The organism is Agrococcus jejuensis (genome assembly GCF_900099705.1).
Taxonomy (GTDB): Bacteria; Actinomycetota; Actinomycetes; order Actinomycetales; family Microbacteriaceae; genus Agrococcus; species Agrococcus jejuensis.
Genome location: NZ_LT629695.1, coordinates 1,432,814 through 1,453,278, shown reverse-complemented (window position 1 = coordinate 1,453,278; position 20,465 = coordinate 1,432,814). Strand labels below are relative to the sequence as shown.

Genomic DNA, 20,465 nt, shown 5'->3' with positions numbered 1-20,465 from the left:
GCGCCATGCATGCCGCATGCGGCATCCATCGAGATCGACGCGAGAGGATGGATGCGTGGCCTCCGACTTCCGCTTCCGCTCCGTGTGGCGGATCGCGGCCGAGCCCGACGCCGTGCAGGCCGTGCTCGCCGACGTCGCGGCCTACCCCCAGTGGTGGCCGAGCGTCGTCGAGGGCCGCGTCGAGCAGGCCGCGACGCCGGGCCGCGGCGACGGCTGGATCGGCATGCGCGGCCCGCTGCCCTACACGCTGCGCGTGCGGCTGACGCAGATGGATGCGCCAGACGGCGTGCTCGCCGCCCGCATCCGCGGCGACCTGCTCGGCTGGTGCTCGTGGCACCTCTCGCCCGCGAAGGACGGCGGCACGTGCGTGGTGTTCCAGCAGCACGTCATCCTGCAGCGTCGCTCGCTGCAGGCCATCGCCCGCGTCGCCACGAGGCGGCTGCGCGCGAACCACGACGCCGTCATGCGCTCGGGCGAGGCCGGCCTGCGCGCGCTGCTCGAGCGCTGATCGCAAGCCTCTGGTCGCCGTCGGCGGTCGGGCGTACCGTGGCGGGCATGTGCCGGAACATCACGACCCTGCGCGGCCTCGAGCCCGCAGCGAACGACGACGAGGTCGAGGCCGCCGCGCGGCAGTACGTGCGCAAGGTCTCGGGCATCACGCATCCCACCGACCGCACGAGCGAGGCGTTCGAGCACGCCGTCGCCGAGATCGCGCACATCACGCGCCACCTGCTCGAGGACCTGCCCGACCGCAGGCAGCCGCCCAAGACGGTGCCGCCGCTGCGGCGCCCCGAGGTGCAGGCGCGCATCGCGGCCCGCGAGGCGGCGAAGGCGAGTTGACCCGCAGACGCTCCGCAGCGGAGGCGCGCCTGGCTCAGGCCGGGGCGTTGAGCTCGAGGGCGATGTGGTCGGGGTCGCGGAACTCCAGGATGAAGCCGGCGCCGATGTCCTTGACGCCCTCGTGCGCGATGCCCAGGCGATCGAGCGTCGCGGCGGCCTCGTCGAGGTCGGCCCGCGATGCGACGGCGAGGCTGAGGTGGTCGAGTCCCACGCGGTCCTCGTCGTAGCGGTCGTTCGGGCCGGCGACGGGACGCAGGCCGAGGAGTCCGCCGGGGAACTCGTAGATCACCCCGCCGAACAGGAACGCGAGCTGCTCCTTCGTCTCGGCGTCGGCATCCTCGGGCGGCGCCTCGAACGCGACGTCGAAGCCGAACACCTCGTCGTAGAACGCCCGCGAGCGCACGATGTCGGTGACCGTGAGGCGGACGTGGGCGAAGTCGGTGACGGGGATCGGCATGACGTGCTCCTGACGTTGGCGGAGCACCGACGCTAGGCGCACGGCGCACGTCGCGCGCGGGGTTGACGACCTGCAGGCTCGACGCGGAGCGCCGCGCGTCAGTCGCGCGCGGTGACCTGCCGCAGGGTGTCCTCGAGGGCGACCCACGGCAGCATGGCGCACTTCACGCGCATGGGGAACTTCGCGACGCCCTCGAACGCGGACGCGTCGCCGAGCAGGTCGAGGTCGGCGTCGTCGTGCTCGCCGCGCGTGCGCAGCATGCGCCGCATGGCGTCGACGCGCAGCTGCGCGTCCTCGCGCGTGATCCCGGGCACGTCCTGGCCGACGATCGAGGCCGACGCCTGCGAGATCGAGCAGCCCTGGCCCTCCCAGCCGACGGCATCCACGCGGTCGCCGTCGATCGTGATGCGCAGGCGGATCTCGTCGCCGCACGTGGGATTGCGCTCGAACCGCTCGGCGTGGGCCGCGTCGGCCGAGAGCGCACCCTCGCCGTGCCGCGCCTTCGCGTGGTCGAGGATGATCTGCTGGTACAGCTCGTCGAGGCCGCTCATCGCGTCGCTCCGAAGTAGGCGCGCACGCCGCTGACGGCATCGAGGAACCGGTCGACCTCGGCCTCGGTCGTGTAGAGGTACGTGGATGCGCGGGTCGTGGCCGCGACGCCGAGCCGGCGGTGCAGCGGCTGGGCGCAGTGGTGGCCGACGCGGGCGGCGACGCCCTGCGCGTCGAGCAGCTGGCCGACGTCGTGCGCGTGCACGCCGTCGACGACGATCGACGCGAGCCCTGCGCGCTCGAGGCCGCGCTGCGGCCCGACGATGCGGATGCCCTCGATGGTCGCGAGCCCGTCGACGAGCCGCTGGCCGAGCGCGTGCTCGTGCGCGGCGATGGCGTCGAGGCCCACGGCGTCGAGGTACTCGGTCGCGGCAGCGAGGCCGACGACCTGCGTGACGGCCTGCGTGCCCGCCTCGAAGCGCTGCGGCGGCGGCATCCACTCGGCGCCCTCGAGCGTCACGGTCGTGATCATCGAGCCGCCGGTGCGGGCGGGCGGCAGCGCGAGGCCCAGCTCGCGTCGCAGGTACAGCACGCCGACGCCGCCGGGGCCGAGCATCTTGTGCGACGAGAACGCCGCGGCGTCGACGTCGAGCGCGTGGAGGTCGAGCGCCATGTGGGGCGCCGACTGGCAGGCGTCGAGCACCGTGAGCGCGCCGACGGCGCGCGCGGCCGCGACGACCTCCGCGACGGGGGCGATGAGGCCCGTGACGTTCCCGACGTGCGCGAAGGCGACGAGGCGCGTGCGCTCGTCGATCGCGGCGCGGGCGTCGTCGGCGGTCCAGAGGCCATCGTCGTCGACGGGGATGACGCGCAGCGTCGCGCCCGTCGCGGCGGCGAGGTCCTGCCACGGCAGCAGGTTCGCGTGGTGCTCGGCCTCGGTCGTCACGATGACGTCGCCGGGGCCGAGGTCGACGAGCTGCTCATGCGGGCCGCGCTGCGCCCGCGCGAGCGAGAGGCCGATCATGTTGAGCGCGTCGGTGGCGTTCTGCGTCCAGCTCACCTCGTCGGCGTCGGCGCCGACGAACGCGGCGATGCGCTCGCGCGCCTCCTCGTAGGCGACGGTCGCGAGGGCCGCGAGCGTGTGGGCGCCGCGATGCACGGCAGCGGTGCGCGTCTCGGCGAACACGCGCTCGGCGTCGAGCACGGGCGTGGGACGCAGCGCGGTCGCACCGGTGTCGAGGTACGCGAGCGCGTGGCCCTGCACCTGCTCGGCGAGCTCGGGGAAGTCCGCGCGGATGCGGTCGAGTGCGTCGGGTGCGATCGTCTGGTGCTGCATGCGTCCTCCGTGCCGGATGGCCCGACGTCCCATCCTCTCGCGTCCGCACGCTCGGGGCGACTCGCGGCGTCATGCCGACCGCGAACGCGCACGCATGCCAACCTGCGATTTCCCTGAGTGGGCGTGTCGGGGTCTGTCCCCCGGCTGATTCCTCTCCTCACACCACCGTCGTTCGGGGTGCGTTCATGACACGTTCAGGAATGACCTTTCCTCACGGGATCCGAAGCGAAACGCCCCGATTTCCCGTGGATTGCAGCGATCGCTTGTCCCCCACGACGAAATCCGTGCAATCGAGGATCCCTCACAACTGCTACCGTCACGTGATCCCTCGCCAGGGGTCCGTCGAGTAGCAGGAAATCCTGCATCTTCCCTGAAAGGCCCCCCATGCCTTCGTTCGTCCGTTCGCGCGCGCTCCGCGCCATCGCCGCAGTCGTGAGCACCGCGCTCGTCGGCTCCGGCCTCGTCGTCGTGCAGGCGATCGCCGCACCGCAGGCGTCCGCCGCCGCGCAGGGCGGCTACGTCTTCAACGACGCGTGGAGCCTGACGAGCCCCGGCTCGGCAGCGACCGCGAACACGAGCGCCGACTCGAGCGCCAACGCGACGAACGGTGCGACGACCCAGATCCCGACGGCGTACGGCAACGTCGGCGTCACGGCCGCGTTCGCGACCGCATCGGGTCGTACCGCGGGCGCGAGCTACCTCACGAGCGGCTCGAACCAGGGCGCCTACGGCGCGAGCTCGTCGACCTTCACCGGCTCGCCGACGGTCGGCAACGTGCCGGCGCTCGGTCTCGTGACGCAGTCGTCGGCAGGGTGTGGGGGCGCCCTCGGCACGGCAGCGCACCAGAACTTCAACGGCACCTGCTCGGTCGGCACGCTCACGCTCACGTTCTCGCAGCCCGTGACCGACCCGATCATGGACATCTCGGGCCTCGGCGGCTTCGCCGTCGAGCGCAACGGCAGCACCGCGCGCGGCTCGTTCAACAGCACGTCCTGGACGCTCGCCACCGCCGGCGTGCAGTTCGCCAACGTGTCGTCGGGCGCCACGAACCTCTCGGTCACGCCGACGACGCTGCAGGTCGCGAACCGCAACGCGAGCCCGTACTGCAACAACACCGACCGGCCCTCCGACTGGACCGCCGCCGACGTCGCGATGCCCGCGCAGACGTTCGCAGGCTGCGGCTCCGTGACCCTGCAGGGCACGTTCACGTCGGTCACCTTCCAGGTCTCGAACATCTCCACGCCCTGGAGCGTCTACCCGACGTCGTCGCACGGCACGGGCACGGCCTTCTTCCGCACGTCGAACGGCGGCGACGGCATCAACGGCATGAACATCACCTACGGCGAGACCTCGGTGATCAACGGCAGCACGAGCGCCCTGCAGAACGCCGACCTCCAGCGCATCTCGCTGCGCCTCCCCTCGACCGGCACCATCGGTGACTTCGTGTGGAACGACCTCAACGGCAACGGCGTGCAGGATGCCGGCGAGCCCGGCGTCGCCGGCGTGCAGCTGTCACTGCTCAAGGGCGACGGCACGCCCGTCACGACCACGGCCGGCGCCGCCGTCACCACGACGACCGGCGTGAACGGCGCGTACCAGTTCACGAACCTGCCGTTCGGCGACTACCGCGTGCAGATCGGCACGCTGCCCACGGGCTTCACGCTCACCGACCAGGACGTCACGACGACGAACGACACGCTCGACTCCGACTTCTCGCCGTCGACCCGGCAGTCGGGCACCGTGCGCATCACGGCCGCGGCCCCCACGAACCTCACGGTCGACGCCGGCATCGCGAGCCTCGGCTCGATCGGCGACCGCGTGTGGCGCGACGACGACGCCGACGGCATCCAGGACTCCGGCGAGCCCGGCATCGCCGGCGCGACCGTGCGCCTGCTGACGACGACCGGCACGGTCGTCGCCACCACGACCACCGACGCCAACGGCGCCTACCGCTTCGACACGCTCGTCTACGGCTCGTACGTCGTCGAGTTCGTCTCGCCCGGCGCGAGCTTCCGCCCGACGACGCAGGCCGCCGGCTCCGACCGCACGGTCGACTCCGACGCGAGCACCACGACGGGCCGCTCGGGCACCGTCACGATCACCATCACGAACCCTGCGCGCACCGACGTCGATGCCGGCTTCGTGCCGCTCGGCTCGATCGGCGACCGCGTGTGGCTCGACACGAATCGCAACGGCGTGCAGGACGCCGGCGAGCCCGGCGTCGCCGGCGCGACCGTGACGCTGCTGTCGCAGAACGGCCAGCAGACGATCGCGACGACCACGACCGACGCCAACGGCGCGTACCTGTTCTCGGGCCTCGCGCTCGGCAGCTACCGCATCCGCGTGACCGACATCCCCGCCGACGCGAGCTTCACCCAGCAGACGGCCGGCAACGACGTCACGCTCGACTCCGACGTGCTCGCGACCGGCAACAACGCGGGCCGCTCGGGCGTCATCGCCCTCACCGCCGACAACCGCGACCGTCGCGACATCGACGCCGGCGTGCTGTCGCCGCTCGGCTCGATCGGCGATCGCGTGTGGCTCGACCAGGACCGCGACGGCATCCAGGACGCCAACGAGGTCGGCGTCGCCGGCGTCACGGTGACGCTGCTCGACGCGAACGGCACCGCCATCACGTCGATGGTCACGGGCGCCGACGGCGCCTACGCGTTCACGAACCTGGCCATGGGCACGTACTCCGTGCGCTTCACGACGCTCCCCACGCTCACGTCGCTCACGGCGCAGGGCGTCGGCTCCGACCGCACCGTCGACTCCGACGCGAACGTCACGACGGCGACGACCGCGCCCATCACGCTGGCCCCTGGCAACCGCGACCGCTCGGACATCGACGCCGGCATCCTCGCGCCCCTCGGCTCGATCGGCGACCGCGTGTGGCTCGACGCCAACCGCGACGGTCTGCAGACCGCTGGCGAGCCCGGCGTCGCCGGCGTCACGGTGACGCTGCTCGACGGCGACGGCAACCAGGTGCGCACGACGACGACCGACGCGAACGGCGCCTACCTGTTCCAGGGCCTCGAGCTCGGCACCTACTCGGTGCAGTTCGCGACGCTGCCCACGGGCGCCACGTACACGACGCGCGCCGTCGGCACCGACCGCACGATCGACTCCGACGTGTACCCGTCGCTCGGCACCACGGGGCAGATCACGCTGACGGTCGCCGCGAAGGACCGCACCGACGTGGATGCCGGCATCCTCGCCCCGCTCGGCTCGATCGGCGACTTCGTGTGGCTCGACGCCAACCGCAACGGCGTGCAGGACTCGGGCGAGGTCGGCGTCGCCGGCGTCACCGTGACGCTGCTCACGACGGCCGGCGCGACGCTGCAGACCACGACGACGGACGCCAACGGCGCCTACCTGTTCTCGAACCTCCCCATGGGCTCGTACGTCGTCGGCTTCTCGAACCTGCCGACCGGCCACGCCTTCACCGCCATGGGCGCCGGCACGGCCGCGACGGGCTCCGACGCGAGCCCCACGACGGGTCGCACGGGCACCGTCACGCTGCAGCCGACGTCGTCGGCGACCCGCAACCGCACCGACGTCGACGCCGGCATCGTCGCGCCCCTCGGCTCGATCGGCGACTTCGTGTGGCTCGACCAGGACCGTGACGGCGTGCAGGATGCGGGCGAGGCCGGCGTGGCCGGCGTCACCGTGACGCTGCGCAACGCGTCGGGCACCGCCGTCGCCACGACGACGACCGACGCCAACGGCGCGTACCTGTTCCAGAACCTCGAGCTCGGCACCTACTCGGTCGCCTTCTCGAACCTCCCCACGGCTGCCACGTTCACGGCGCAGGCGCAGGGCGGCGACGCGAACCTCGACTCCGACGCCAACGCGACGACGGGCATCACCGGCCCCGTGACGCTCACGGTCGAGGCGAAGGACCGCCGCGACGTGGATGCGGGCGTGCTGCCGCCGCTCGGCTCGATCGGCGACCGCGTGTGGCTCGACAAGGACCGCGACGGCATCCAGGACGACGGCGAGGCCGGCCTGCCCGGCATCACCGTGACGCTGCGCGACGCCAACGGCACCGCCATCGCGACGACCACGACGGGCGTCGACGGCGCCTACTCGTTCACGGGCCTCGCGATGGGCACGTACTCGGTGGCCTTCTCGGGCCTGCCGACGGCCGCGACGTTCACGACGCAGGGCGTGGGCTCGAACCGCGCCGTCGACTCCGACGCCGACCAGACGACGGGCGTCACGGGCCCCATCACGCTGACGCCTGGTGCGAAGGACCGCACCGACGTCGACGCGGGCGTGCGCTCGCCGCTCGGCTCGATCGGCGACCGCGTGTGGCTCGACACCGACCGCGACGGCATCCAGGACGCGGGCGAGCCCGGCGTGGCCGGCGTCACCGTGACGCTGCGCGACGCGAACGGAACGGCGATCGCGACCACGACGACGGGTGCCGACGGCGCGTACGTCTTCTCGGGCCTCGAGCTCGGCACGTACTCGGTCGTCTTCTCGGGCCTGCCGACGGCGACGTCGCTCACGACGCAGGGCGTCGGCTCCGACCGCGCGCTCGACTCCGACGCGAACCCGACCACGGGTGCCACGGCCGCCATCACGCTGACGGCGACCGCGAAGGACCGCAGCGACGTCGACGCGGGCGTGCTGCCCCCGCTCGGCTCGATCGGCGACTTCGTCTGGCTCGACCAGGACCGCGACGGCATCCAGGATGCGGGCGAGCCCGGCGTCTCGGGCGTCACGGTGCGCCTCGTGGGTGCGAACGGCATGACCGTGGCGACCACGACGACCGACGCGAATGGCGCGTACCTCTTCTCGAACCTCGAGCTCGGCACCTACACGGTCGCGTTCTCGACGCTGCCGACGGCCACGACGCTCACGCTGCAGGGCGAGGGCGGCGACGCGAACCTCGACTCCGACGCGAACCCCGCGACGGCGACGACGGGTGCCGTGACGCTCACGGCCGACGCGAAGGACCGTCGCGACGTCGACGCCGGCGTGCTGCCGCCGCTCGGCTCGATCGGCGACCGCGTGTGGCTCGACCAGGACCGCGACGGCATCCAGGATGCGGGCGAGCCCGGCGTGGCCGGCGTCACCGTGACGCTGCGCGACGCCTCGGGCGCCGCGATCGCCACGACCACGACCGACGCGAACGGCTGGTACGTGTTCTCGGGGCTCGCGATGGGCGACTACTCGGTCGCGTTCTCGACGCTGCCCACGGCGACGTCGCTCACGACGCAGCGTGCGGGCTCGAACCGCGCCATCGACTCCGACGCGAACCCCGCGACGGGTGCCACGGGCACGATCACGCTCACGCCGGCGCGCAAGGACCGCCGCGACGTGGATGCGGGCGTGCTGCCGCCGCTCGGCTCGATCGGCGACCGCGTGTGGCTCGACACGGACCGTGACGGCGTGCAGGGCCAGGGCGAGGCCGGCGTGGCCGGCGTCACCGTGACGCTGCGCGACGGCGACGGTGCGACGGTCGCCACGACGACGACCGACGCGGACGGCACGTACCTCTTCCAGGGTCTCGAGCTCGGCACCTACTCGGTGGCGTTCTCGACCCTCCCGACCGCGGCGACCTTCACGCTGGCGGGTCAGGGCGGCGACACGACGCTCGACTCCGACGCCGACCAGGCGACGGGCATCACGGGTGCGATCGTGCTCACGGCCGACGCGAAGGACCGTCGTGACGTGGATGCGGGCGTGCTGCCGCCGCTCGGCTCGATCGGCGACCGCGTGTGGCTCGACGTCGACCGCGACGGCGTGCAGGGCGACGGCGAGGTCGGCGTGGCCGGCGTCACCGTGACGCTGCGCGACGCGAACGGCCAGACGATCGGCACGACGACGACCGACGCCGAGGGCGCCTACGTCTTCACCGGCCTGCCCATGGGCGACTACTCCGTGGTCTTCTCGGGCCTGCCCACCTCGGCGACCTTCGCCGAGCAGGGCGCGGGCGACGACGTCACCGTCGACTCCGACGCGGACCCGACCACGGGTGCCACGGGCACGATCACGCTGACCCCGGCCACGAAGGACCGCACCGACGTCGACGCGGGCGTGCTGCCCCCGCTCGGCTCGATCGGCGACTTCGTGTGGGTCGACGAGAACCGGAACGGCGTGCAGGACGAGGGCGAGCCGGGCCAGCCCGGCATCACCGTGACGCTGCTCGACGGCGCCGGCCAGACGGTCGCGACGACGACGACGGGCGACGACGGCTCGTACGTCTTCCCGAACCTCCCGATGGGCGACTACACGGTCGTGTTCTCGAACCTGCCGACCGCGACGACCATCGCGACCCCCGGCCAGGGCGGCGACGCGACGCGCGACTCCGACGCGAACCCCTTCACGGGCTCGACGGGCACGATCACGCTGACGCCCGAGGTCAAGGACCGCACCGACGTGGATGCAGGCATCCTGCCGCCGCTCGGCTCGATCGGCGACCGCGTGTGGCTCGACGTGAACCGGAACGGCGTGCAGGACGAGGGCGAGCTCGGCCTCGCCGGCGTCACGGTGACGCTGCTCGACGCGAACGGCCAGACGGTCGCGACGACGACGACCTCCGAGACCGGCTCGTACGGCTTCGTCGGCCTGGCGATGGGCGACTACTCGGTCGTCTTCTCGGGCCTGCCCACGGCGGCGACGTTCGCCGAGCAGGGCGCCGGCGACGACGTGACCGTCGACTCCGACGCGAACCCGACCACGGGTGCGACGGGCACGATCACGCTCACGCCGGCCGCGAAGGACCGCACCGACGTGGATGCCGGCGTGCAGTCGCCGCTCGGCTCGATCGGCGACACCGTCTGGCTCGACGCGAACCGGAACGGCGTGCAGGACGAGGACGAGACCGGCGTCGCTGGCATCACCGTGACGCTGCGCGACGCGACGGGTGCCGAGGTCGACTCGACCGAGACCGCCGCCGACGGCACGTACCTCTTCGACGGCCTCGAGATGGGCGACTACACGGTCGTCGTCTCGAACCTCCCGACGGCTGCGACCTTCACGGCGCAGACGCAGGGCGACGACCGGGCCGTCGACTCCGACGTCGACGTCACGACGGGTGCGACCGGCACGATCACGCTGACCCCCGAGGCCAAGGACCGGACCGACGTGGATGCGGGCATCCTCGCGCCGCTCGGCTCGATCGGCGACCGCGTGTGGCTCGACACGAACCGCAACGGCGTGCAGGACGAGGGCGAGCTGGGCCAGCCCGACGTCACCGTCACCCTGCTCGAGGCGTCGGGCGCCGTCGTCGGCACCACGACGACCGACGATGCCGGCGCGTACGTCTTCACGGGCCTGCCGATGGGCGACTACTCGGTGGTGTTCTCGAACCTGCCGACCGCGACGACCATCGCGACGCCCGGCCAGGGCGACGACCGCGCGCTCGACTCCGACGCGAACCCCTTCACGGGCTCGACCGGCACGATCACGCTGACTCCCGAGGCCAAGGACCGGACCGACGTGGATGCAGGCATCCTGCCGCCGCTCGGCTCGATCGGCGACCGCGTGTGGCTCGACGTGAACCGGAACGGCGTGCAGGACGAGGGCGAGGCCGGCGTGGCCGACGTCACCGTGACGCTGCTCGACGCGAACGGCGAGACCGTCGCGACGACGACGACCTCGGAGACCGGCTCGTACGGCTTCATCGGCCTCGAGCTCGGCGACTACTCGGTCGTGTTCTCGACCCTCCCGGCCTCGGCGACCTTCGCCGAGCAGGGTGCGGGCGACGACGTGACGGTCGACTCCGACGCGAACCCGGAGACGGGTGCGACGGGCACGATCACGCTCACGGCCGACGCGAAGGACCGGACCGACGTGGATGCGGGCATCCTGCCGCCGCTCGGCTCGATCGGCGACACTGTCTGGCTCGACGCGAACCGGAACGGCGTGCAGGACCAGGGTGAGACCGGCGTCGCCGGCGTCACCGTGACGCTGCTCGACGGCACGGGCGCGACGGTCGCCACGACCACGACCGGCGACGACGGCTCGTACGTCTTCCCGAACCTCCCGATGGGCGACTACACGGTCGTGTTCTCGAACCTCCCGACGTCGGCGACCTTCGCCGAGCAGGGTGCGGGCGACGACGTGACGGTCGACTCCGACGCGAACCCGGAGACGGGTGCGACCGGCACGATCACGCTCACGCCCGAGGCGAAGGACCGCACCGACGTCGACGCTGGCGTGCTGCCGCCGCTCGGCTCGATCGGCGACCGAGTGTGGCTCGACCTCGACGCCGACGGCGTGCAGGACGACGGCGAGCCCGGCGTGGCCGGCGTCACCGTGACGCTGCTCGACGCGAACGGCGCCGCGCTCGACACGACGACGACCGACGACGACGGCGCGTACGCCTTCACGGGTCTCGCGATGGGCACCTACGCGATCGAGGTCTCGGGCCTCGCCGCCGACGTGCGCATCACGACCCCCGCGCAGGGCGACGCCGCGCTCGACTCCGACGTGGACCAGGCCACGGGCCGCACGGGCGCCATCGCCCTCACGCCCGAGGCGAAGGACCGCACCGACGTCGACGCGGGCATCGTGCAGCTCGGCTCGATCGGCGACACCGTCTGGCGCGACCTCGACGACGACGGCATCCAGGACGACGGCGAGCCCGGCGTGGCCGGCGTCACCGTGACGCTGCTCGACGCGAACGGCCAGACGGTCGCGACGACCACGACGGCTGCCGACGGCACCTACCTGTTCGACGGTCTCGAGCTCGGCGACTACACGGTCGTCGTGACGAGCCCCGCCGCGGACCTCGGCTTCACGACGCCGGGTGCAGGCGACGACCGTGCGGTCGACTCCGACGTCGCACCCGCCACGGGTGCGGTCGCGGTCACGATCGACCACGAGCAGCCGCACCGCACCGACGTCGACGCCGGCCTCGTGCAGCTCGGCTCCATCGGCGACCGCGTGTGGCGCGACCTCGACGGCGACGGCATCCAGGACGACGGCGAGCCCGGCGTCGACGGCGCGACCGTGACCCTCCTCGACGCCGCGGGCGACGTGGTGGCCACGACGGTCACGGCAGGTGGCGGCCTCTACGCCTTCACCGGCCTGGCCATGGGCGACTACACGGTCGTGTTCACGGGCCTGCCCGCCGATACCATCCCGTCGCCCCAGGGTGCGGGCGAGGACGGCGACGTCGACTCCGACGCCGACGAGACCGGCACCACGGGCACGGTGACGCTCACGAACGAGCGTCCCGACGTCACCGACGTCGACGCGGGCGTCACGCCCGTCGGCTCGATCGGCGACCGCGTGTGGCGCGACCTCGACGGCGACGGCATCCAGGACGACGGCGAGCCCGGCGTGGCCGGCGTCACCGTGACGCTGCTCGACGCCTCGGGCGCCGTGCTCGACTCGACGACGACCGACGACGACGGCGCGTACCTCTTCGAGGGCCTGCTGCTCGGCGACTACTCGGTCACGTTCACCGACGTGCCCGCAGGCCTCGCCCTCACGCAGCAGGGTGCCGGCGACGACCGCACGGTCGACTCCGACGCCGACGCGGCGACGGGCGCGACGGCGACGGTCACGATCGCCGACGGCGCGCAGGACCGCCGCGACGTCGACGCGGGCCTCGTGGCCCTCGGCTCCATCGGCGACACCGTCTGGTACGACGCCGACCGCGACGGCATCCAGGACGAGGGCGAGCTCGGCGCAGCCGGCATCACCGTCGTGCTGTACGACGCCGCGGGCACCGAGATCGCACGCACCGAGACGGATGCGCAGGGCACGTACCTGTTCGCCGGCCTCGCGATGGGCGAGTACTCGGTCGGCTTCGAGGACCTCGGCACGAACGTGTCCCTCACGGTCGCAGGTGCCGGCGACGACCGCTCGGTCGACTCCGACGCGAACCCGGCCACGGGTCGCACGGGTGCCGTGGTGCTCACGAACGAGCTGCCCGACGTCGACGACGTCGACGCAGGCCTCGTGGGCCCGCTCGGCTCGATCGGCTCGATCGTCTGGTACGACCCGGACTTCGACGGTCAGCGCGAGGGCGACGAGGATCTCGTCGAGGGCGTCACGGTGATCCTGCTCGATGCGAACGGCGTCGAGGTGGCGCGCACGGTGACGGATGCCGACGGTCGGTACCTGTTCACGGGCCTGCCGATGGGCGACTACACGGTGCAGTTCACCGACCTGCCCGAGGGCTGGTGGTACACGAGCCACCTCGTGGGCGACCCCGAGACCGACTCGAACGCCGACCGCCGCACGGGCGACGCCCCGGTGACGCTGACGCAGGAGGTGCCGGACCAGCTGGCGATCGACGCGGGTCTCGCGATCCTCGACACGCCCGCCACGGAGCCGCCGACGCCGAGCCCCTCGGCCTCGGAGCAGCCCCCGACCCCGTCGGAGACGCCGACGACGACGCCGACGGCCCCCGCGCCGACGACGACGCCGACGACGCCGGCAGGCACGCCCGCCTCGGGTCTGCCCCGCACGGGTGCCGAGCTCGGCTTCGCCGCCCTGCTCGCGCTGCTCGCCGGCCTGCTCGTGGCCGCCGGCCTCGTGCTCGGCCGCCGCAGCCGCCGCCAGGGCTGACGCTCGTGAAGGCCCCGCTCCCGGAGGGGGGCGGGGCCTTCGGCGTTCCGTCGACCGCTCCTCCCAATGCCCGCTCCTCCATCGACCGCTCCTTCAGGTGCGAGCGGAGCGAGCCTCGAAAGGTGCCTTGCAAGGGACGTCATCGCAGGGAACCCTTCGAGGCTCGCCCTTCGGGCTCGCACCTCAGGGAGCGACGTGGGGAGCGCACCTTCCATATGGGCACCCTGTCCAGAGCCCGCTCCTCGAGCTGCGAGCGAAGTGAGCCTCGAGAGGATCCCTCCGGCTGACGTCAGGGCCGCGCCGTTCAGCCCCGCGTCAGCGCATCCGCGCCAGGATCGAGCCATGCGGGTGCTGCTGGTCGACGACGAGGTGCGCCTCGCCGACGGCGTGCGTCGCGGCCTCGAGGCCGAGGGCATGACGGTCGACGTCGCCCACGACGGCGTCGACGGCCTGTGGCGGGCTCGCGAGTTCGCGTACGACGTCGTGCTGCTCGACGTCATGATGCCCGGCATGTCCGGCTACCGCGTGTGCCAGACCATGCGGGCCGAGGGCATCTGGACGCCCGTGCTGTTCCTCACCGCCAAGGACGGCGAGTGGGACGAGGTCGAGGGCCTCGACACCGGCGGCGACGACTGGCTCACGAAGCCCTTCTCGTTCCCCGTGCTCGTCGCCCGCATCCGTGCCCTCGTGCGTCGCGGCGGCCGCGAGCGGCCCGTCGTGCTCGAGGCCGGCGACCTGCGCCTCGACCCCGCGGCCCGCACCGTGCATCGCGGCGACACCGAGGTCGAGCTGACCGCGCGTGAGCTCGCCGTGCTCGAGCTGCTCATGCGCCGCAAGGGCGAGGCCGTGACGAAGACGCAGGTGCTCGACGACGTGTGGAGCGAGGACTTCGACGGCGACCCGAACATCGTCGAGGTGTACGTGGGCCGCATCCGCCGCAAGGTCGACCGCCCGTTCGGGCGCGACGCGATCCAGACGGTGCGCGGCGCCGGGTACCGGCTGGCGGCCGACGGTGGCTGACGTCGCCGACCCCGCGCCCGCGTCGGCTCCGCGGCGGCGGCGGCGCGCATCCATCCGCGTGCGCATCACGGCGGCGGCCGTGGCGGTCGTCGCCGTGGCGTTCGGCGTCGGCGCGCTCGCCATGACGTGGACGCTCGAGCAGCAGCTGCGCGCGTCGGTCGCCGAGCAGCTCGCCGACGAGCTGGCGGCGCTCGCGGAGGGCGTGGATGCGGGCACGATCCAGACCGCGGCGCTCGTCGCGCGCGACGACGACGTGCTCGTGGCGCTGCGCGCGCCCGCGGGCGTGACGGTGAACGCCGAGGATGCGGCGCTGCTGCCGATCCCGTCGACGGCGGCGCCCACCGAGGCGGAGGTCGGTGGCGAGCACTTCGTCGTCGTCGCCGCCGAGACCACCCAGGGCACCATCGTCGTCGGGCGCTCGCTGCAGGAGGCCGACGACGCCGTGCGCACCGCCGCCGTGCTGCTCGCGGTCGCCGTGCCGCTCGCGCTCGTGCTCATCGGCACCGTCGTGTGGATCGTCGTGGGCCGCGCGCTCGCGCCGGTCGACCGCATCCGCGCCCGCGTCGACGCCATCGACGCGACCGCCCTCGATCGACGCGTGCCGACGACGGGGTCGGGCGACGAGGTCGATCGGCTCGCGGCGACGATGAACCGCATGCTCGGCCGCGTGGACGACGGCGTGCGCGCGCGGCAGCGGTTCGTGTCGGATGCGTCGCACGAGCTGCGCTCGCCGCTCGCGACCATGCGACAGTTCGCCGAGCTCTCGAAGGCGCATCCCGACGCGACGACGCCCGACGAGCTCGCCGACGTCGTGCTGGGCGAGGGCGAGCGGATGCACGGCATCGTCGAGGGGCTGCTGCTGCTCGCGCGCCTCGACGAGCACGGCTCGGCGGCGGCGAAGGCCGTCGACCTCGACGACCTCGCGCATGCCGAGGTCGAGCGCGTGCGCGCGCTCGGCCGCACGGTCGACGGCGCCGCGATCCGCGTCGCGCCGGTGGCGGGGGATGCGCGCCTGCTCGGCCGGGCGCTGCGCAACCTCGTCGACAACGGCATGCGGCACGCGTCCAGTCGCATCGCGCTCGGCTCGGTCGTGCGCGACGGACGCGCGATGGTGTGGGTCGACGACGACGGCGCCGGCGTCGCCGAGTCGGAGCGCGAGCGGGTCTTCGAGCGGTTCGTGCGGCTCGACGAGGCGCGGGCGCGCGACGACGGCGGATCGGGCCTCGGGCTCGCGATCGTGCGCGAGGTCGCCCGCGCGCACGGCGGCGACGCGTGGATCGCCGACTCCCCCTTGGGCGGAGCCCGCTTCGTGCTGGAGCTCCCGGCGTCGCACGCCTGACTCGAGACCGCTCCCTGCCAGGACCGCTCCGCCCCGAGTCCGCGCCGCCCCAGGACCGCTCCGCCCCGAGTCCGCGCCGCCCCAGGACCGCTCCGCCCCGAGTCCGCGCCGACCCCAGGACCGCTCCTTGAGGTGCGAGCGAAGCGAGCCTCGAAAGGTGCCCGAGCGACGACGCCACGTGGTGGTGCTCCCTTCGAGGCTCGCCCTTCGGGCTCGCACCTCAGGGAGCGGTTGAGAGCGCTCGGCACGGTTGGTGAGGGACGAGCGAATCGCGCCAGTGCCTGGATCCCCCTCCTGAACCCCCGTTCAGCATCGTTCAACTCCGCGTCAGCACCCGCCGAGCAAGGTGGGACCCATGAACGAGCAGACGCCCCGCGACCCGCAGCAGCCGGTCGGCGCGAACGACCCCACGCCGCAGCACCCGGTGGCCCAGCCCACCGATGCGGCGACGACGCAGCAGCCCATCGCCAACCCCGCAGCCGCCGACGAGGCGCCCAAGCGCGGCCGCGGCATCCTCAAGCCCGTGCTCATCGGCGCCGGCGCCGCCGTCGTGGTGCTCGCCGTCGCGGGCATCGGCCTCTCGGTCGCCGACGCGCTCGACGACGCGAACGACCAGTCGCAGACGCAGCCGGCCACGACGGCGCCCATGGTGAGCGCGCCCGCCCCCACGCAGCCCGGCGACGACGACGGCGGCAACGGCGGCAGCGGCTCCGACGACGGCGGCACGAGCACGATGGCGCCCGTGAACCCCGATCAGCTCGCCTCCGGCACCGCGCTCGTCGACGCGATCGACGCAGCGGTCGCCGCCGCGGGTGGCGAGGGTGCGACGTCGATCGAGGTCGAGCGCGACGGCTGGAAGGTCGACGTGCGCCTCGCCGACGGCACCGAGGTCGAGGTGCGCGTGTACGCCGACGGTCGCGACTCGCTCGTGCAGCAGGACGACGACGACTCGACGAACGAGCGGCTCATCGACACGTCGCGCGTCTCCGCCATCGTCGATGCGGCGATCGCGGCTGCGGGCGGCGGCACCGTCGACAAGATCGAGGCCGAGGACGACGACAGCCACGCGTACGAGGTGCAGGTCGACCTCGGCGGCGACCAGGACGTCGACGTCGAGCTCGCCGACGACCTGTCGGTCATCTCGGTCGACGACTGATCCACCCATCCACGCACGAGGGCCCGCGACCATCCGGTCGCGGGCCCTCGTCGCGTGCGTGCCCTACCGCCGCGGCACGAGCCGCTCGAGCTGCGTCACGTGCTGCGGACCGAGCTCCTCGAGCGAGCCGACGCCGAGCAGGCGCATCGTGCGGGCGATCTCGTCGGTGAGGATGGCGAGGGCGCGGTTGACGCCCGCCTGCCCGCCGGCCATGAGGCCGTACAGGTAGGCGCGGCCGACCATGGTCGAGCGGGCGCCGAGCGCGATGGCCGAGACGATGTCGGTGCCCGACATGATGCCGGTGTCGAGGTGCACCTCGAGGTCGCCGCCCACCTCGCGAGCCACCTCCGGCAGCAGCAGGAACGGCACGGGAGCGCGGTCGAGCTGGCGGCCACCGTGGTTCGAGAGCGTGATGGCGTCGACGCCGAGGTCGGCGAGTCGCTTGGCGTCGGCGAGCGACTGCACGCCCTTGACGACGATCGGGCCGTCCCACGCCTCGCGCACCTCGGCGAGCGCGTCGTAGTCGACCGAGGGGTCGAACATCGTGTCGAGCAGCTCGGCGACCGTGCCGTCCCACTCGGAGATCGCGGCGAACTCGATCGGCTCGCCCGTGAGGAACGACCACCACCACTCGACCTTCGGCGCGGCGTCGAGCATCGCCGTCGGAGTGAGGCGCGGCGGGAACTGCATGCCGTTGCGCTTGTCGCGGTGCCGCGCACCGGCGACGGGGGTGTCGACGGTGATGTGCAGCGCGTCGAAGCCCGCCGCCTTCGCGCGGTGCACGAGCTCGATCGACCGCGACCGTTCCTTCATCATGTAGAGCTGCATCCACAGTCGACCGTGCGGGGATGCGGCGCGCGTGTCCTCGATCGACGTCGTGCCGAGCGTCGAGAGCGTGAACGGGATGCCGTACGCGGCGGCGGCGCGGGCGCCGGCCGGCTCGCCAGCCGTGTGCATGAGGCGGGTGAACCCCGTGGGCGCGATCGCGAGCGGGAAGGCGGACGGACGGCCGAGCACGTCCCAGCCGGTGGAGACGTTCGTGACGTCCTCGAGCACCGTCGGGTGCAGCTCGACGTCCTGGAAGGCCTGCCGGGCGCGAGCGATGCCGATCTCGTCCTCTGCGGCGCCGTCGGTGTAGTCGAACGGGCCGCGCGGCGTGCGCTTCTTCGCGATCGTGCGCAGGTCCCAGATGTTCGACGCCTTCGCGAGCCGCGTCTCGGCGGGATTCGTGAGCATCGACAGGTCGACCATCTTGGCGATCGTGTCGAGCGGGGACTGGCGGGCCATCGGACTCCTCCGTCGTGGTCGGCGGCGGCGCTCGGGTCGGGGCGCCGCTGCTCCCATGATGACGTCGTGCGACGTGCGGTGGGAACCGGGTGACGGCCTCAGCGCAGCGGACGCCGCGCCAGCACCGCCGCCTGCGGCATGCGCTCGCGGCCCTCGGGCTCGCGCTCGAGCGTCGCCTCCACGACCAGGCCCTCGGCCTCGAGCGCCGCGGCGAGCGTCGCGGCGTCGTACGCCCACGCCGTGAGCGTCGCGTCCGTGCCGTACGCGCCGGCGATCGTGCGCATCCCCTCGCCCGACTGGGCGGCGACGAGCACGACGCCGCCGGGGTGCACGACGCGGGCGAGCTCGGCCGCGGCGGCGTCGAGCTCGGTGGGCGGCACGTGGATGAGCGAGTACCAGGCGAGCACGCCGGCGGCGGATGCCGTGGGCGCGGGGATCGCGGTGGCGGTGCCGACCTCGAACGCGGCGTCGGGCTGCGCGGCGCTCGCGATCGCCAGCATCGCCGCCGACGGGTCGACGCCGACGACCGAGAGCCCTCGTGCGCCGAGCCAGCGGGCGACGCGGCCCGTGCCGCAGCCCACGTCGACGACCGTGCCGCCTGTCTCGGCCGCCGCATCCGCGAACGCCTCGAGCATCGCGAGGTCGCGCTCGTGCTCGGCGTCGACGCCGGGCAGCAGTCGGTCGTACGCGTCGGCGACGGCGTCGTACTCGGCTGCGTCGGCCACGATCAGCTCGCGAGCAGCAGGTCGAGCAGCTCGGCGACCGCCTGGCGGTTGCCGGCGACGTGCCAGCGGTGGCCGCGATGCTCGACGACCTCCGTGCGGCCGCCCGCGGCGTCGACGAGCGCCTTGCCGGGCAGCCAGTCCCACTCGGCGGTCGAGTGCTGCGCCCACACGCCCACGCGTCCGCCGGCGACGCCCGCGAGGTCGCACGAGCCCGAGCCGAGCACCCGCAGGGTTGCCGCGCCGGCGACGATCGCGTGCCACGGCTCGGCCACGTCGGGGTCGTCGAGCGTCGTCGGGTGCACGTACGTCGCGAGGCTGACCTCGGCGAGCGGACGGTCGACGAGCGGTGCGACGGGCGCGCCGTCGAGCGTCGTCGGCAGGTCGCGGCCGCCGACCCAGGTCTCGCCCGTGATCGGCTGGTGCACGGCGCCCACGATCACGCCGTCGGCGTCGTCGAGCGCGATGGCGCTGCACCAGTAGGAGAGGCCCGACAGGAAGTTGTAGGTGCCGTCGACGGGGTCGATGACCCAGCGCCGGCCGGTCGTGCCCTCGGCGGCGGCCCCCTCCTCGCCGAGCACGCCATCGTCGGGCCGCTCGTCGCGCAGCGCCGCGCCCACGAGGTCCTCGGCCGCGCGGTCGGCGGCCGTCACGACGTCGGAGATCGACGTCTTGAACTCGGCCTCGAGCCCCTCCGCGCGCATGCGGGCCGCGAGCGATCCCGCGTCGGTCACGAGGCGGACGGCGAGGGATGCGTCGGTCACCCCGCCAGCCTAGGAGGGGCTCGGCCGCCGCGCCCGTACGATCGCGGCATGACGGGGCTCGTGCGATTCCAGAGCGCGGCACCCAACCGCCACGGGCGCCATCCCGGCGTCTTCGCGCTCGCGAACGGCCTGCGCGACGCCGGCCACCTGCCGCACGACGACGTCGTGTGGCTGCGCGAGGCGAACGCCCGCGCGACCGCTGCGTACGTCGACCCGACGACCGTCGCGCCCGACTGCTACGACCCCGTGCTGCATCCGGGCGCCCGTGCGTGGTTCCGCGCATCCGCCCTGCACCTCCTGCTCATGTGCGAGCCGTACCTCGCGCTGCTCGACCGGCACGGCGTGGCATGGATGGAGCTGCGCACGTCGACGCCAGGACGCATCACCTACGAGGACGACGTGCAGGTCGTCGCCGTGCCGCACGCCTACCCGGCCGACTGGCCGTTCGCGACGCATCCGAGCGCCTGACCGACGAAGCCCATCGGCGCAACCGGTCGACGCGACCGCCGACGTCTGGGC

Annotated in this window: 13 protein-coding genes; 7 read left to right on the top strand and 6 right to left on the bottom strand. The window is 73.3% G+C overall.

The features are described from left to right. The first annotated feature begins 55 nt into the window (after positions 1–55). Together BLQ67_RS06700 and BLQ67_RS06695 are read left to right on the top strand one after the other, a co-directional pair. Positions 56–508, top strand: coding sequence for an SRPBCC family protein (locus BLQ67_RS06700; protein WP_157674701.1), 453 nt, complete (start codon positions 56–58; stop codon positions 506–508). Positions 509–555: 47 nt separating this feature from the next. Further along, positions 556–840, top strand: a complete 285-nt coding sequence (locus BLQ67_RS06695; RefSeq protein ID WP_092503589.1) for a DUF2277 domain-containing protein — start codon at positions 556–558, stop codon at positions 838–840. 34 nt (positions 841–874) lie between these two features. Here the strand turns inward: BLQ67_RS06695 and BLQ67_RS06690 are convergent, their stop codons facing one another. From BLQ67_RS06690 to BLQ67_RS06680, 3 genes are all read right to left on the bottom strand, one after another. Beyond that, a complete protein-coding gene (locus tag BLQ67_RS06690; RefSeq protein ID WP_092503587.1) occupies positions 875–1,297 on the bottom strand; it encodes a VOC family protein in 423 nt (140 codons plus the stop codon). A 98-nt stretch (positions 1,298–1,395) separates the two neighbouring features. Next, positions 1,396–1,848: a Fe-S cluster assembly sulfur transfer protein SufU gene (gene sufU / locus BLQ67_RS06685; protein ID WP_092503585.1), complete on the bottom strand. Its 453-nt coding sequence runs from the start codon at positions 1,846–1,848 to the stop codon at positions 1,396–1,398. Further along, positions 1,845–3,122, bottom strand: a complete 1,278-nt coding sequence (locus BLQ67_RS06680) for a SufS family cysteine desulfurase (protein WP_172802262.1) — start codon at positions 3,120–3,122, stop codon at positions 1,845–1,847. The genes sufU and BLQ67_RS06680 overlap by 4 nt, the downstream gene beginning before the upstream one ends. Positions 3,123–3,554: 432 nt before the next feature. Between BLQ67_RS06680 and BLQ67_RS06675 the strand changes: the two genes are divergently transcribed. The 4 genes from BLQ67_RS06675 (at position 3,555) to BLQ67_RS06660 (ending at position 17,173) form a co-directional block, all read left to right on the top strand. Further along, positions 3,555–13,658: an SdrD B-like domain-containing protein gene (locus BLQ67_RS06675; protein ID WP_172802261.1), complete on the top strand. Its 10,104-nt coding sequence runs from the start codon at positions 3,555–3,557 to the stop codon at positions 13,656–13,658. A 342-nt stretch (positions 13,659–14,000) separates the two neighbouring features. Continuing rightward, positions 14,001–14,678, top strand: a complete 678-nt coding sequence (locus BLQ67_RS06670) for a response regulator transcription factor (RefSeq protein WP_092503581.1) — start codon at positions 14,001–14,003, stop codon at positions 14,676–14,678. Then, on the top strand, positions 14,671–16,017 hold the full coding sequence (locus tag BLQ67_RS06665) for a sensor histidine kinase (RefSeq protein ID WP_231945189.1): 1,347 nt from the start codon (positions 14,671–14,673) through the stop codon (positions 16,015–16,017). Before BLQ67_RS06670 ends, BLQ67_RS06665 begins: the two co-directional genes overlap by 8 nt. Before the next feature lie 355 nt (positions 16,018–16,372). Continuing rightward, entirely contained in the window at positions 16,373–17,173 is an 801-nt protein-coding gene (locus BLQ67_RS06660; RefSeq protein WP_092503579.1) for a hypothetical protein, read from the top strand. A 63-nt stretch (positions 17,174–17,236) separates the two neighbouring features. Here the strand turns inward: BLQ67_RS06660 and BLQ67_RS06655 are convergent, their stop codons facing one another. The 3 genes from BLQ67_RS06655 to BLQ67_RS06645 all read right to left on the bottom strand — a co-directional run bounded on the left by BLQ67_RS06655 (position 17,237) and on the right by BLQ67_RS06645 (position 19,946). Then, on the bottom strand, positions 17,237–18,460 hold the full coding sequence (locus BLQ67_RS06655; RefSeq protein ID WP_092503577.1) for an alpha-hydroxy acid oxidase: 1,224 nt from the start codon (positions 18,458–18,460) through the stop codon (positions 17,237–17,239). A 98-nt stretch (positions 18,461–18,558) separates the two neighbouring features. Then, a complete protein-coding gene (locus BLQ67_RS06650; RefSeq protein WP_092503575.1) occupies positions 18,559–19,185 on the bottom strand; it encodes a class I SAM-dependent methyltransferase in 627 nt (208 codons plus the stop codon). Positions 19,186–19,187: 2 nt separating this feature from the next. Beyond that, positions 19,188–19,946, bottom strand: a complete 759-nt coding sequence (locus BLQ67_RS06645; protein WP_092503573.1) for an inositol monophosphatase family protein — start codon at positions 19,944–19,946, stop codon at positions 19,188–19,190. Positions 19,947–19,994: 48 nt separating this feature from the next. Here BLQ67_RS06645 and BLQ67_RS06640 point away from each other — a divergent pair, with 48 nt between their 5' ends. Then, complete coding sequence (locus tag BLQ67_RS06640; RefSeq protein ID WP_092503571.1) at positions 19,995–20,414, top strand: hypothetical protein; 420 nt, start codon at positions 19,995–19,997, stop codon at positions 20,412–20,414. Positions 20,415–20,465: the final 51 nt, after the last annotated feature.